This window comes from Pseudomonas sp. PVC-3-1 (genome assembly GCF_057444315.1).
Map to the genome: position 1 here is coordinate 6,261,257 of NZ_CM172023.1, position 14,157 is coordinate 6,275,413.

Below are 14,157 nucleotides of genomic sequence, written 5' to 3' on the forward strand. Positions count from 1 at the left end.
TCACAGAATAAGGTCGCGCAATTCATCCGGCAGGCCGCCGGGCTCTTTGATGGCTGCGAGGTCGGCCTCGGCAACCGCATTCCACTTGTCTTCGTCCCACAGCTGGAACTTGTTCAGCTGGCCGACCAGCATCGCTTTCTTGTCCAGGCCGGCGTACTCGCGCAGGCGCGGCGGAACGAGGAAACGCCCGGCGCTATCGAGCTCCAGGTCAACGGCATTACCAATCAGCAAACGCTGCAGGCGCCGCGTCTCTTCACGCAGCGAGGGCAGCTCGCGCAGCTTGGCTTCGATGAGTTCCCATTCAGGGAGGGGGTATACGGTGAGGCAGGTGTCGACGGCATCGATGGTGACGATGAGCTGGCCATTGCAACGCGAAACGAGCTCGTCACGATACCGACTCGGCATCGCGAGGCGCCCTTTGGCGTCGAGACTGATGGCGTTAGCTCCGCGAAACACGTCAGCGCTTCCCCTGTGGTTGGCTATCCATGCCTGTTGATCCCACTTTTACCCACTTCATACCACTTCCGCACACTATAGAAATCCGTACTCCCCACCGTCAAGGCAAGCCGGAGGGGAAAAATCCTTACAGGACCGAGATTTAGCGTGCTTTTGCGAGGTTCGGGGAGGAGATTTGACGCGCCAGAAAAGAGAAAAGCCCAGTGTTTTCAAAACACTGGGCTTTCATACTTAAAGTGATTTCTTAAGTTTGTAACTTCTTCCGGTCAGCGACAAATGGTCATGTGGGAAGAAGTGGAGGAAAAGTGGTGAGAGTCGATCTGTAAGCCGGGTTCTGTCGAGGACAGCCATTCCTCTGGGACATACATCACTGCATACCTCAAGCGATCTACCCGAACCCAACGCGGGCCGCGCCAATGGGTTCCTATTTGATCTTGCTCCGAGTGGGGTTTACCTAGCCACGAACTGTTGCCAGCCGTGCGGTGCGCTCTTACCGCACCTTTTCACCCTTACCGGCGCTTGCGCGCTTAGGCGGTTATTTTCTGTGGCACTTTCCGTAGGCTCACGCCTCCCAGGCGTTACCTGGCACTCTGCCCTATGGAGCCCGGACTTTCCTCCACCCCATGGTGGAACACCACGGAACAGCGACTGTCCAATCGACTCTCAGTCAGCAAGGTTAGCGGCTGACGGCGCTCAGGACAAGCTCAAGCCTTGCCCTGACGCTCCAGCGCGATCTGATAAAGCTGGTTCTTCCGCGCCCCGGTGATCTCCGCAGCCAGCGCTGCGGCACGCTTGACTGGCATTTCAGCCAGCAGCAGGTCGAGCACCCGCAGGGTCTGCGCATCCACCGCGTCATCACCTTCCGGCGCGGGCTTGCCGGCCACCAGCAGCACGCACTCGCCCCGCTGCTGGTTGCTGTCGGACGCCACGAACTCGCGTAACTCGCCCAGCGGCAACCCTTTCAGCGTCTCGAACGTCTTGGTCAGCTCGCGAGCCAGCAGTGCCGGCCGTTCGTCGCCGAAGATCGCCGCCATGTCCTCGATGCACTCCAGCACACGGTGCGGCGCCTCGTAGAAGATCAGGGTGCGCGGCTCATCCACCAGCGCCTCCAGTCGACCACGTCGCCCCGCGACCTTGGCAGGCAGGAAGCCTTCGAAGACGAAGCGATCGGAAGGCAGTCCTGCAGCGGACAGCGCGGCAATCAGCGCGCAGGCGCCCGGCACCGGCACTACCGGGATGCCCGCCGCGCGCGCTTGCCGCACCAGGTGGTAGCCCGGGTCGGAAATCAGCGGCGTGCCTGCATCGGAAATCAGCGCGACGTCCTCGCCAGCCTGCAGCTTGGTGAGAAACCGGCCGCCCTGCTCCCGTTCGTTGTGCTCGTGGCAGGCCGCCAGCGGCGTCTCGATCCCGAAGTGCTGCAACAGACGGACGGAGTGCCGGGTATCTTCGGCCGCAATCAGCGCCACGTCGGCCAGCACCTTCAACGCCCGCGCACTGATGTCATCCAGGTTGCCAATCGGAGTGGCCACCACATAGAGAGTGCCTAGGGTCACGCGCTAACCTCGCCGGAAGTATCTGAAAAAGCCGCATTGTATCCCGATTCCGGCAGCCGCCATCGCGTCACCCTCGCCGCTTGGGTACAATCGGCAGCTCTTTGAATGCGTCACGAGAAGCCCGATATGATCGCTCGCCTGCGTCCGCTATCCGCTCTGTTCCTGGCCGGCATGCTCGCCGCCTGTGCGTCTTCCCCGTCGTCCAATCTCGGCGAACTGCCGCGCACCCCGGACGCCAGCATCGAACAGCTGCTGCAGCAGGCCTCCACTGCCAAGCCGGACGAAGCCGCCGTACTGCGCCTGTCCGCCGCCGACCTCGCCTACAAGCAGAAGGATCTCGGCCGCTCCACGCAGATCCTCGACCAGATTCCGATGGACAGCCTGAAGCCAGCCCAGCAGGTCTTCGCCAGCACCCTGCGCGCCCAGCTGGAGCTTGCCCGCAACAAGACCAAGGCCGCCCTGAAGGCCTTCGAAAACCCCAACTTCCAGCGTCTGGGCGAAATGCCGGTGGACCTCCAGGCCCGCGCTGGCATGGTCAAATCCCTGGCCCTGGCCGCCGACGGCCAGACCCTGAGCGCCGCCCGCGAGCGCGTGTTCATCGACCCGCTGCTCAACGCCGAGGCCAGCAAGGCCAACCATGAGGAAATCTGGAAACTGGTCTCCAGCCTGCCGCTGGCCCAGATGCAGGCCAGCAGCAACGAAGGCGACCTGAACGGTTGGCTCGAACTGGCACGCATCACCAAGTCGTCCTCGACCCTGAAGGAACAACAGTCGAACATCGACAACTGGGTCGCACAGAACCCGGACCACCCGGCCGCCAAGCAACTGCCGGACGCCCTGACCAAGCTGAAGTCCCTGGCCGCCCAGCCGCTGAACAAGATCGGCCTGCTGCTGCCGCAGCAAGGCCAGCTCGCCTCTGTCGCCCGCGCCCTGCAGGACGGCTTCCTCGCCGCCCACTACCAGGCGCAGCAGGGCGGCCAGGCGCAGCCGGCCATCAAGCTGTATGACAGCACCCAGGTGCGCTCGCTGGACGAGTTCTACCGTCAGGCCCAGGCCGACGGCGTACAACTGGTCGTGGGCCCACTGGAGAAAAACCTGGTCAAGCAGATGAGCAGCCAGCCGCAACTGCCGATCACCACCCTGGCCCTGAACTACGCCGACGGTAGCCAGGAAGGTCCGGCCCAGCTGTTCCAGTTCGGCCTGTCCGCCGAAGACGAAGCCCGCGAAGTCGCCAACCGCGCCTGGAACGACGGCATGCGCCGCGCCGTGGCCCTGGTGCCGCGCGGCGAATGGGGCGACCGCGTCCTCGCGTCCTTCAGCCGCAACTGGCAGGCCGCTGGCGGCACGCTGATCGCCGCCGAGCACGTCGACCAGCCAGTGGAACTGGCCCGCCAGATCGCCGACCTGCTGCAACTTCGCCAGAGCGAAGGTCGCGCCAAGCGCCTGCAGGGCGTGCTCGACAGCAGCGTCGACACTCAACCGTCGCGCCGCCAGGACATCGACTTCATCTTCCTCGCCGCCACCCCGCAGCAGGCCCGCCAGATCAAGCCGACCCTGGCCTTCCAGTACGCTGGCGACCTGCCGGTCTACGCCACCTCGAACCTGTACACCGGCGTGAACAACCCGGCGCAGGATCAGGACCTGAACGGTATCCGCTTCTGCGAAACCCCGTGGCTGCTGAATCCGAACAACGCCCTGCGCCAGCAGGTCGCCGCGCAATGGCCGGCCGCCAATGGCAGCCTCGGCCGCCTGTACGCCATGGGCGCCGACGCCTACCAGCTGGCCCCTCGCCTACCGGAGCTCAAGGCTGTGCCGAGCATGCAGGTGGACGGCCTGACCGGCACCCTGAGCGTCAGCGCCGGCCAGCGCGTGGAGCGCCGCCTGCCCTGGGCCGAGTTCAAGAACGGCCAGGTCCAGCCGCTGGAGAACAGCGGTATTTGATCGGCAACAGCCCTACCCAGAAGGCCGGGCAGCAGGCCGAAGCCGCTGCCCTGGCCCATCTGGAACAGCATGGATTGCGCCTCCTGGCGCAGAACTGGACTTGCCGCCGAGGCGAGCTCGATCTGGTCATGCTGGACGGCGATACAGTAGTATTCGTCGAAGTTCGCTCCCGCCGGCATTCCGCCTGGGGAGGAGCGCTGGAAAGCGTGGACATGCGCAAGCGTCAACGCCTGGCCATCTCCGCTGAACTCTTCCTGCAACAGAACGCCCGCTGGAGCAGTCATCCCTGCCGATTCGACGTCGTCGCCATCGACAGTCGCGCCCCAGGCTCCGCAGGGCACTTGAACTGGATCCCCAACGCTTTTGACACCTGATCAGACGCCCGACGAAAGGTCACACCTGATGGACATGCAATCCCGTATCCGCCAGCTCTTCCATGCCAGCATCGAGACCAAGCAACAGGCCACCGAGGTGCTCATTCCGCATATCGAGCAGGCCAGCATGGTCATGGTCAATGCCCTGCTGAACGAGGGCAAGATTCTCTCGTGCGGCAACGGCGGCTCCGCCGGCGACGCCCAGCACTTCTCCTCCGAACTGCTGAACCGCTTCGAGCGCGAGCGCCCGAGCCTGCCAGCGGTCGCCCTGACCACCGACAGCTCCACCATCACCTCGATCGCCAACGACTACAGCTACAACGAAGTCTTCTCCAAGCAGATCCGCGCCCTGGGCCAACCGGGTGACGTTCTGCTGGCGATCTCCACCAGCGGCAACTCGGCGAACGTCATTCAGGCGATCCAGGCCGCACATGATCGCGAAATGGTTGTCGTAGCTCTGACCGGCCGCGACGGCGGCAACATGGCATCGTTGCTGCTGCCCGAAGACGTGGAAATCCGCGTTCCGGCCAAGGTCACAGCGCGCATCCAGGAAGTCCACCTGCTGGTGATCCACTGCTTGTGCGACCTCATCGACCGTCAACTGTTCGGGAGTGAAGAATGACCCGTACCCCCCTGATCGCAGCCGCACTGGCCGTGACCATGGCACTGGGTGGCTGCACCAGCTTCGTCAGCGCCACCCGCGACAAGCCGATCGACGACGACAAGGGCACCCGCACCCTTGGCAGCAAGATCGACGACTCGCTGATCGAAACCAAAGTGGCAGTGAACGTCGCCAAGGCCGACCCAGCCCTCGACCGCGACTCCCACGTCGTGGTGATCAGCTACAACGGCGTGGTGCTGCTGGCCGGCCAGACGCCGCGCGCCGACCTGAAGAACAAGGCCGAGCAGGCCGCCAAGGAAGTGCAGAAGGTCAAGACCGTGCACAACGAGCTGCAGATCCTGCAGCCCTCCTCCCTGGCCGCCCGCAGCAACGACACCTGGCTGACCACCAAGATCAAGAGCCAGATGCTCGCTGACGCGAACGTTCCCTCCACCCGCATCAAGGTCCTGACCGAGAACGGCATCGTCTACATGCTGGGCCTGGTGACCCGCAAGGAAGGCGACCTGGCCACCCAGGTGGTTCAGGGCGTGGACGGCGTGCAGAAGATCGTCCGTCTGTTCGAGTACATCGACTGATCGGACTCTTCATTGCAGGCATGAAAAAGGCGACCCTCGGGTCGCCTTTTTTATTACTTCACAACCTTGAGGCTCGGCCGGCCACTGGGGCGCGGCGGCTCGTCGGAGGGGCCGTCATCCGGCAAATCCTCGTCGTCGGTGGGTACCGGCGGCTCCAGATCGAAGACCATGCCCTGACCATTCTCCCGGGCATAGATCGCCATTACGGCCTGGGACGGGACGTAGAGGCTCTGGGCGACACCACCGAAGCGACCTTCGAAGCTGACCGCCTCGTTGTCCATCTGCAGGTGGCGTACGGCGGTCGGCGAGACGTTCAGCACAATCTGCCCGTCGCTGGCATAACCCGGCGGCACCCGCACGCCTGGATACTCGGAGTTCACCAGGATATGCGGGGTACAGCCGTTGTCGACGATCCACTCATAGAGGGCTCGCACGAGGTAGGGACGACTGGAGTTCATCATCGGGCTCCTTAGCGCATATCACGTTCGATAGAGGACAGGCTGGCACGGAAAGTCTCCCGTGCAAACTGCCGCTCCATGTAGTCCAACAGAGGTTTCGCCGGCCGCGGAAGCTCAATGCCCAGGATCGGCAGGCGCCAGAGGATCGGCAACAGGCAGCAATCCACCAGGCTCAGTTCATCACTGAGGAAGAACGCCTTATCGGCGAACAGCGGCGACACCCCTGTCAGGCTCTCACGCAACTCCTTGCGCGCCAAGGCTCGCTCGGCATCCTTGCGGCGGGTATCGAGGATACGGTCCACCAGGCTGCACCAGTCGCGCTGGATACGGTGCATCAGCAGGCGGCTGTTTGCGCGAGCCACCGGGTAGACCGGAAGCAGCGGCGGGTGGGGATAACGTTCATCGAGGTACTCCATGACTACCGTCGACTCGTAGAGCGCGAGATCGCGATCCACCAGAGTCGGCAGGCTGCCATAGGGGTTCACTTCAGCGAGCTTGGCCGGGATGTTGCCGGCAGGTACATCGATGATGTCAGCAACGACGCTCTTTTCCGCCAGCACCAGGCGCACGCGATGGCTGTAATGGCAGGAAGGGTCGGAGAAGCAGGTGAGCTTGTTGATAGCGGCCATGCCGCGCGCCTCCTCGCAGGATTTCTTGTGGGAGGTAGAAAAACGCACGCGCGCCCCGTAGGGCGCGCGCTTGTTACTACGACTGGTTGTGCTTAGTGCACGTCCTTCCAGTATTCGCGCTTGAGCAGGTAGGCGAACACGAAGAAGAAGGCCAGGAACAGCAGGACGTAGGTGCCGATGCGGTGGGAATCCAGCTTGTTCGGGTCAGCCGAATAAGCCAGGAAGGTCACCAGGTTCTTCACCTTCTCGTCGAACTGGGCTTCGGTCAGCTGGCCGGATTTCGGCACAATGGTCAGCTGATCGCAGGCCTCGTGGGTCAGCGGGGTACCGGTCAGAGGATCGTACTGCTTCTTGCCATCCTCGACGACCTGAACCTGCTTGCAGCCGACGACCTGGCGGCCCTGCAGGCTCACCAGCACGTTCGGCATGCCGACGTTCGGGAAGATCTTGTTGTTCACGCCCCAAGGACGCTTGGGATCTTCGTAGAACGAACGCAGGTAGGTGTACAGCCAGTCAGCGCCACGAACGCGAGCTACCAGGGTCAGGTCCGGCGGCGCAGCGCCGAACCATGCCTTGGCGTCAGCCGGCTTCATGCCGATGTCCATGTGGTCACCGATCTTCGCGCCGGTGAACACCAGGTGGCTCATCATCAGCTCTTCCGGGATACCCAGATCACGGCCGACACGCTCATAACGCTGGAACTTGGCGCTGTGGCAGCCCATGCAGTAGTTGGCGAAAGTACGCGCGCCATCCTGCATGGCGGCCTTGTCGGTCAGGTCGATGTCGACCTTGTCCAGGGCCGGACCATGGCCTTCGGCAGCGAAGCCGAAGACGGGCAGCAGAGCCAGAACAAATGCAGCGAATTGCTTTTTCATCAGCCAGTCACCCTTTCCGGAACCGGTTTGGTTTTCTCCATCCGGGTGTAGAACGGCATCAGGATGAAGAAGGCGAAATACAGAATGGTGCACAGGCGGGACAGCGTGGTACCCAGCGGCGACGGCGCTTGCGAGCCGTAGTAGCCGAGGATCACGAAGGAAACCGCGAAGATCACCAGCCAGATCTTGCTCAGCCAGCCCTTGTAGCGGATCGAGCGAACCGGGCTACGGTCCAGCCACGGCAGCACGAACAGCACGGCGATGGCAGCGCCCATGGCGATGACACCCATCAGCTTGTCCGGAACGGCGCGCAGAATGGCGTAGAACGGAGTGAAGTACCAAACCGGAGCGATGTGCTCGGGGGTCTTGAACTGGTTCGCCATCTCGAAGTTGGGCTTCTCGAGGAAGAAACCACCCATTTCCGGGAAGAAGAAGATCACAGTGCAGAAGACGAACAGGAAGACCACGACACCGACGATGTCCTTGACGGTGTAGTAAGGGTGGAACGGGATGCCATCCAGCGGGATGCCGTTCTCGTCCTTCTTCTTCTTGATGTCCACGCCGTCGGGGTTGTTCGAGCCGACTTCGTGCAGCGCCAGGATGTGCAGCACGACAAGGCCGAGCAGGACGATCGGCAGTGCAATCACGTGCAGGGCGAAGAAGCGGTTCAGGGTGATGCCGGAGATCAGGAAGTCACCACGAATCCACTGGGCCAGGTCTTCGCCGACGACCGGAATGGCGCCGAACAGCGAGATGATTACCTGGGCGCCCCAGTAGGACATCTGACCCCAGGGCAGCAGGTAGCCCATGAAGGCCTCAGCCATCAGGGCTAGGTAGATCAGCATGCCGAAGATCCACACCAGCTCACGCGGCTTCTGGTACGAACCGTACAGCAGGCCACGGAACATGTGCAGGTAGACGACCACGAAGAACGCCGATGCACCGGTGGAGTGCATGTAGCGGATGATCCAGCCGTAATCTACATCTCGCATGATGTACTCGACGGACGCGAAAGCTTCTTCGGCCGACGGAGTGAAGCTCATGGTCAGCCAGATACCGGTGAGGATCTGGTTAACCAGGACGAGCAGTGCGAGAGAGCCGAAGAAGTACCAGAAATTGAAGTTCTTCGGGGCGTAGTACTTGCTCAGATGGTCTTCCCACATCTTGGTCGCGGGGAAGCGGGCATCGACCCAAGCCATGAACTTGTTCATCAGGCTTTCTCCTGGTCCACACCGATGGTCAGCTCGTCACCATCAAGCGAATAGGGCGGAATCGGCAGGTTCAGGGGCGCGGGCTGTCCCTTGTAAACGCGGCCGGCGAGGTCGTAATGGGAGCCGTGGCACGGGCAGAAGTAACCACCCTTCCAGTCCGGACCAAGGTCCGCAGGAGCGACTTCCGGACGGAAAGTCGGCGAGCAGCCCAGGTGGGTGCAAATACCGACGATCACAGCCAGCTCAGGCTTGATCGAGCGCACCTTGGGATCGACATAGGCAGGCTGGTCCGAAGCCTTCGACTCGGGGTCCGCCAGTTGCCCGTCGAGGGTCGGCAGCGCATCCAGCATTTCCTTGGTGCGATGCACCAGGAATACCGGCTTGCCGCGCCACTCAGCGATGACCTGCTGGCCTGGCTCGATCTTGGCTACGTTGTACTTCACCGGCGCGCCAGCGGCCTTCGCCTTGGCACTGGGGAACCATGACCCCACGAACGGGACCGCAGCTCCGACCGCTCCTGCCGCACCAACCACCGAAGTGGCCGCGACAAGGAAGCGACGCCGGCCTGCATTCACGCCGTCATTACTCATTCAGTCGTCTCCCATCAGCTTCAAGCCTGTTCAAATCAGGCTTTTAAGTAAAAATTCGAGCCGCGCAAAAAATTCGCCAAATGGTAAAGAAAAGCCCTTGTGATGACAAGGTAATAGCCTGTTACGCAACCCCTGAAACCCTTGCGCCGCGCGGCTTGCGCGGATGCGACACCTTGCCGCACGAACTTATTGAAGACATAAAAAAACGCCCAGTCCAAAGGATCTGGGCGTTTTTTTCGAAGCGTCGTATTAACGCTTGGAGTACTGCGGACGCTTACGCGCTTTACGCAGACCGACTTTCTTACGTTCAACTTCGCGGGCGTCGCGAGTGACGTAGCCGGCTTTACGCAGCGAGCTGCGCAGGGTCTCGTCGTACTCGATCAGAGCGCGGGTGATACCGTGACGGATCGCACCAGCTTGACCGCTTACGCCACCGCCAACGACGGTTACGTAGATATCGAACTTCTCGGTGTTCTCGGTCAGCTCGAGCGGCTGACGGACAACCATGCGAGCGGTCTCACGACCGAAGAACTGCTCGATAGTGCGATTGTTGATGGAGATTTTGCCAGTGCCCGGACGCAGGAAGACGCGAGCGGTAGCGGTCTTACGACGGCCAGTGCCGTAATTTTGAGTCGCCGACATAATGAGCTATCCCGTTAAATCTTCAGTTCTTGAGGCTGCTGAGCGGTGTGCGGGTGGTTGGCACCCTTGTACACTTTCAGCTTGCGGTACATGTCGCGGCCCAGCGGGTTCTTCGGCAGCATGCCTTTGACGGCAGTCTCGATAACGCGCTCAGGAGCCTTGGCGATCAGCTTCTCGAAGTTGATCGACTTGATACCGCCCGGGAAGCCCGAGTGATGGTAGTACATCTTGTCGGTAGCTTTGGCGCCAGTGACACGAACCTGCTCGGCGTTGATGACGACGATGTAGTCGCCGGTATCAACGTGCGGGGTGTATTCCGGCTTGTGCTTGCCGCGCAGGCGGGTAGCAATCTCGGTAGCCAGACGACCCAGGGTCAGGCCAGCAGCGTCGACGACGAACCAGTCGCGCTTAACAGTTTCTGGTTTCGCGGTATAAGTTTTCATTCGTTATAGCCTCAGGGGCCGCCTGAAAATAAGACGGCGAATCTTACTGGACAGTGGTTGCCTTGACAAGTCAAGGACAGCCGAAGACAGACACGAATTGGGGCTCGGGTCGGTGTGCGTCCGTAACGACTAGATGTATCAATCGGCAGGCTTTGGCATCCCCCACCGATGAAAGGCTGCGGAATTATGCAGATTCCGGCAGAATTTTCAACTGTATGACGCACTTGTTTTCATGAGGAGACCCGCATGGAGTACCGCCCGCTCGGCCGCACCGAACTGAAAGTCAGCGCCCTCTGCCTGGGGACCATGACCTGGGGCGAGCAGAACACCCAGGACGAAGCCTTCGCCCAAATCGAACGGGCCAAGGCCGCCGGTCTGAATTTCATCGATACCGCCGAGATGTACCCGGTGCCGCCGCGCGCGGAAACCTACACCCGCACCGAACAGATTATCGGCAACTGGTTCGCCCAGCGCGGCGATCGCGCCGACTGGGTGCTCGCCAGCAAGATCGCCGGCCCCGGCAACTCCATCAGCCACATCCGCGACGGCCAGCCGAAGCTCGACCGCAAAAACATCGTCGCAGCGCTGGACGGCAGCCTGAAGCGCTTGCAGACCGACTGGATCGACCTTTACCAGTTGCATTGGCCCGAGCGCAGCACCAACTTCTTCGGCCAGCTGGGCTACCAGCACAAGGAAGAAAGCTTCACGGCGCTGGAAGACACCCTGGAAGCGCTCGACGAGCAGGTTCGCGCCGGCAAGATCCGCCATGTCGGCCTGTCCAACGAGACGCCCTGGGGCACCATGCGCTTCCTGCAGATCGCCCAGGAGCGCGGCTGGCCGCGTTCGGTGTCGATCCAGAATCCCTACAACCTGCTCAACCGCAGCTTCGAGGTGGGCCTGGCAGAAATCGCCATCCGCGAACAGATTGGCCTGCTGGCGTACTCGCCGCTGGCCTTCGGCATGCTCTCGGGCAAGTACTTCGGCGGCGCGTGCCCGGCCAACGCACGAATCACTCTGTTCAGCCGCTTCACTCGCTACACCAACCCGCAGACCGCCCGCGCCTGCGACCGCTACGTGAACCTGGCCCGCGAGCACGGCCTGGACCCGGCGCAGATGGCCCTGGCCTTCGTCACCAGCCGGCCATTCGTGACCAGCAATATCATCGGCGCGACCAACCTCGAGCAGCTGGAAGCCAATCTCGGCAGCCTCAAGCTGAAGCTCTCCGACGAGGTGCTGGCCGGCATCGAGGCGATCCACAAGGACCAGCCGAACCCGGCGCCGTAGCGCTTTGCTCTCTTTGCTCCCTTTGCTCCCTTTGCTCTCTTTGCTCTCTTTGCTCTCTTTGCTCTCTTTGCTCTCTTTGCTCTCTTTGCTCTCTTTGCTCTCGTAGGAGCGAGCTTGCTCGCGAACGATCCAGCGCTGGAGTTCCCGACGGAATCTGTTCGCGAGCAAGCTCGCTCCTACAGGGGAGCTCTATCACAAAGCCCTGGCGATGATCTCCTTCATGATCTCGTTGGTGCCGGCGTAGATGCGCTGCACGCGCGCATCGGCCCAGGCACGGGCGATCGGGTACTCCCACATGAAGCCGTAGCCACCGTGCAGTTGCACGCACTCATCGAGCACCTTGCATTGCAGGTCGGTGGTCCAGTACTTGGCCATCGCCGCGGTCGGTACGTCGAGCTTGCCCTCCAGGTGCTGCTCCAGGCAGCGATCAACAAAGACACGGCCGACCTGGATCTCGGTGGCCATTTCCGCGAGCTTGAAGCGAGTGTTCTGGAAATCTGCGACGGACTTTCCGAAGGCCTTGCGGTCACGGGTGTAGTCCAATGTCCATTTCAGCGCCGCCTCGGCCGAGGCCAGCGCGCCGAGGGCGACGGTCAGGCGCTCCTGGGGCAGTTCCTGCATCAGGTAGATGAAGCCCTGCCCGTCCTTGCCCAGCAGGTTTTCCTTGGGGATGCGCACGTCCTGGAAGAACAGCTCAGAAGTGTCCTGCGCCTTCATACCGACCTTTTCCAGACGCTTGCCCTTGCTGAAGCCCGGCGTGCCCGCTTCCACCAGGAACAGGCTGGTGCCCTTGGCCCCGGCCTTGGGATCGGTCTTGGCGACCACGATCACCAGATCGGCCAGCCAGCCGTTGGTGATGAAGGTCTTCGATCCGTTGATCACGTACTCGTCGCCATCCAGCACGGCAGTGGTCTTCACGCCCTGCAGGTCGGAGCCGGCGCCCGGCTCGGTCATGGCGATAGCCGAAACCATCTCGCCGGAAATCAGCTTGGGCAGGTAGCGCTGCTTCAGCTCTTCGCTGCCGTAGTGAAGGATGTAGGGCGCAACGATGTCCGAATGCAGCGAGAAGCCGATGCCGGTCAGCCCCAGGCGACCGATCTCCTCGATCACCACGGCGCTGTAGAGGAAATCAGCCGCCATGCCGCCGTAGGCCTCGGGCAGGTGCGAGCAGAGCATTCCGGCCTCGCCGGCCTTGTTCCACAGCTGACGGTCGACATGACCGTCCTTTTCCCACTGGGCGTGGAAGGGCACCGCCTCCTGTTCGAGGAACTTGCGGACGCTGTCGCGGAACAGCTCGTGGTCGGAACTGAACAGGGTTCTCGGAATCATGCGGTGCACCTGCGGATCGGTTGTAGGAATTATTGGAAGGCCGACTGTAGGCCAGCACGAACCGCTCTGCACTGGACACTTTCGCCAAAAAATAAGACGATCCAGCCGCATCATGACCGCTTTAGCGTCATGCAAAGACATCCATAAGAAGTACAAGAACCGATGCCCAACCCAGCTTCCCGCGTGCTGCGCCGCGTCAGCATCCTCGCCACCCATGGCGTGTTCGGCTCCACCCTGATGCAGGCCAAGGACTTCTTCCACATGGCCGCCCTGCGCCATGGCCGCCAGCAGGGCCTCGGCCTGCAACCCAGCTTCGAGACCCGCATCGTCAGCCCCGACGGCCAGCCGGTGACGAGTTTCAGCGGCGACCTCCTGCCGGTACACGGCGCCCTGGACGAACCGGAGCTGATCATTCTCCCCGCCTTCTGGGGCGACTTCGACGAACTGCTGACCCTCTACCCACAGGTAACGGCCTGGCTGCGCGAGCGTCATACCGCCGGCTGCGTGCTATGCGGTGAAGTCTCGGGTGTGTTCTGGCTCGCCGAAGCGGGTCTGCTGGACGGCAAGGAAGCCACCACCTATTGGCGCTTCTTCCGCGAGTTCGCCGAGCGCTACCCCAAGGTGCTGCTCAACCAGGACAAGCACATCGCCGACGCTGACAACATCTACAGCGCAGGCGGCCTCACCTCGGTGCGCGACCTGTACATCTACCTGATCGAACATTTCTGCGGCGCCGCTGTGGCTCAGGGCGTAGCCCGCGACATCCTCTACGAGGTGCAACGCACCTACACGCCCGGCCGACTGGGCTTCGGCGGACAGAAACTGCACCACGACCCGGCAATTCTGCAGATCCAGCACTGGCTGGAGGAGCACTTCTCCGACAAGTTCCGCTTCGAGGATGTAGCCCGCGAACACGGCATGAGCATCCGCAACTTCATGCGGCGCTTCCAGGCGGCCACCGGCGACAAGCCGCTGCACTACCTGCAGCGACTGCGCATCGAGACTGCGCGCAACCTGTTGTCGACCAGCCGCAAGAGCATCAAGACCATCAGCTACGAAGTCGGCTACGACGACGCCAGCTTTTTCGCTCGACTTTTTCGCCAGCACACCGGGCTGTCACCGAATCATTACCGGCGCCAATACGAACAGAAGGAAGCCTGAAACAGGCCATCCCT

At 62.0% G+C, this 14,157-nt stretch carries 16 protein-coding genes and 1 other RNA gene; 6 read left to right on the top strand and 11 right to left on the bottom strand.

The annotated features are described in order from the left end of the window. The 3 genes from mraZ to rsmI all read right to left on the bottom strand — a co-directional run bounded on the left by mraZ (window position 1) and on the right by rsmI (window position 2,009). Window positions 1–456 carry a division/cell wall cluster transcriptional repressor MraZ gene (gene mraZ, locus AC2T4A_RS28830; RefSeq protein WP_024764056.1) on the bottom strand — a complete coding sequence of 152 codons (456 nt, stop codon included), beginning with the start codon at window positions 454–456 and terminating at the stop codon, window positions 1–3. 307 nt (window positions 457–763) lie between these two features. Further along, an RNA gene (gene rnpB / locus AC2T4A_RS28835) (RNase P RNA component class A) lies at window positions 764–1,120 on the bottom strand. Between the two features lie 40 nt (window positions 1,121–1,160). Beyond that, window positions 1,161–2,009: a 16S rRNA (cytidine(1402)-2'-O)-methyltransferase gene (rsmI, locus tag AC2T4A_RS28840; protein ID WP_416744869.1), complete on the bottom strand. Its 849-nt coding sequence runs from the start codon at window positions 2,007–2,009 to the stop codon at window positions 1,161–1,163. Between the two features lie 126 nt (window positions 2,010–2,135). On the opposite strand from rsmI, the gene AC2T4A_RS28845 reads away from it, so the two are divergent. The 4 genes from AC2T4A_RS28845 to AC2T4A_RS28860 are packed head-to-tail and all read left to right on the top strand — an operon-like array spanning window position 2,136 to window position 5,521. After that, complete coding sequence (locus AC2T4A_RS28845) at window positions 2,136–3,950, top strand: penicillin-binding protein activator (protein WP_486742387.1); 1,815 nt, start codon at window positions 2,136–2,138, stop codon at window positions 3,948–3,950. Further along, on the top strand, window positions 3,947–4,324 hold the full coding sequence (locus tag AC2T4A_RS28850) for a YraN family protein (RefSeq protein ID WP_416744867.1): 378 nt from the start codon (window positions 3,947–3,949) through the stop codon (window positions 4,322–4,324). Before AC2T4A_RS28845 ends, AC2T4A_RS28850 begins: the two co-directional genes overlap by 4 nt. Before the next feature lie 28 nt (window positions 4,325–4,352). Beyond that, complete coding sequence (locus AC2T4A_RS28855) at window positions 4,353–4,946, top strand: phosphoheptose isomerase (RefSeq protein ID WP_017518113.1); 594 nt, start codon at window positions 4,353–4,355, stop codon at window positions 4,944–4,946. After that, a complete protein-coding gene (locus tag AC2T4A_RS28860; protein ID WP_138521301.1) occupies window positions 4,943–5,521 on the top strand; it encodes a BON domain-containing protein in 579 nt (192 codons plus the stop codon). The genes AC2T4A_RS28855 and AC2T4A_RS28860 overlap by 4 nt, the downstream gene beginning before the upstream one ends. Before the next feature lie 53 nt (window positions 5,522–5,574). On the opposite strand, the gene AC2T4A_RS28865 is transcribed toward AC2T4A_RS28860, so the two are convergent. From AC2T4A_RS28865 to rplM, 7 genes are all read right to left on the bottom strand, one after another. Then, window positions 5,575–5,979, bottom strand: a complete 405-nt coding sequence (locus AC2T4A_RS28865; RefSeq protein WP_081517483.1) for a ClpXP protease specificity-enhancing factor — start codon at window positions 5,977–5,979, stop codon at window positions 5,575–5,577. A gap of 11 nt (window positions 5,980–5,990) precedes the next feature. Further along, a complete protein-coding gene (locus AC2T4A_RS28870) occupies window positions 5,991–6,608 on the bottom strand; it encodes a glutathione S-transferase N-terminal domain-containing protein (protein ID WP_192431550.1) in 618 nt (205 codons plus the stop codon). A 92-nt stretch (window positions 6,609–6,700) separates the two neighbouring features. Continuing rightward, complete coding sequence (locus AC2T4A_RS28875; protein ID WP_081517481.1) at window positions 6,701–7,483, bottom strand: cytochrome c1; 783 nt, start codon at window positions 7,481–7,483, stop codon at window positions 6,701–6,703. Then, on the bottom strand, window positions 7,483–8,694 hold the full coding sequence (locus AC2T4A_RS28880) for a cytochrome b (protein WP_045209611.1): 1,212 nt from the start codon (window positions 8,692–8,694) through the stop codon (window positions 7,483–7,485). The genes AC2T4A_RS28875 and AC2T4A_RS28880 overlap by 1 nt, the downstream gene beginning before the upstream one ends. Beyond that, on the bottom strand, window positions 8,694–9,284 hold the full coding sequence (gene petA, locus AC2T4A_RS28885; protein WP_045209610.1) for a ubiquinol-cytochrome c reductase iron-sulfur subunit: 591 nt from the start codon (window positions 9,282–9,284) through the stop codon (window positions 8,694–8,696). The genes AC2T4A_RS28880 and petA overlap by 1 nt, the downstream gene beginning before the upstream one ends. 249 nt (window positions 9,285–9,533) lie before the next feature. Next, window positions 9,534–9,926: a 30S ribosomal protein S9 gene (gene rpsI / locus AC2T4A_RS28890; RefSeq protein WP_416744866.1), complete on the bottom strand. Its 393-nt coding sequence runs from the start codon at window positions 9,924–9,926 to the stop codon at window positions 9,534–9,536. A 14-nt stretch (window positions 9,927–9,940) separates the two neighbouring features. Continuing rightward, entirely contained in the window at window positions 9,941–10,369 is a 429-nt protein-coding gene (rplM, locus tag AC2T4A_RS28895) for a 50S ribosomal protein L13 (protein ID WP_015475857.1), read from the bottom strand. A 246-nt stretch (window positions 10,370–10,615) separates the two neighbouring features. On the opposite strand from rplM, the gene AC2T4A_RS28900 reads away from it, so the two are divergent. Continuing rightward, entirely contained in the window at window positions 10,616–11,653 is a 1,038-nt protein-coding gene (locus AC2T4A_RS28900; RefSeq protein WP_486742388.1) for an NADP(H)-dependent aldo-keto reductase, read from the top strand. 192 nt (window positions 11,654–11,845) lie between these two features. On the opposite strand, the gene AC2T4A_RS28905 is transcribed toward AC2T4A_RS28900, so the two are convergent. Beyond that, window positions 11,846–12,991 (bottom strand): acyl-CoA dehydrogenase family protein, encoded by a 1,146-nt coding sequence (locus tag AC2T4A_RS28905; protein WP_416744864.1) that lies wholly within the window; start codon window positions 12,989–12,991, stop codon window positions 11,846–11,848. A 252-nt stretch (window positions 12,992–13,243) separates the two neighbouring features. Here AC2T4A_RS28905 and AC2T4A_RS28910 point away from each other — a divergent pair, with 252 nt between their 5' ends. After that, window positions 13,244–14,143, top strand: a complete 900-nt coding sequence (locus AC2T4A_RS28910; RefSeq protein ID WP_416744970.1) for a GlxA family transcriptional regulator — start codon at window positions 13,244–13,246, stop codon at window positions 14,141–14,143. Window positions 14,144–14,157 lie beyond the last annotated feature (14 nt).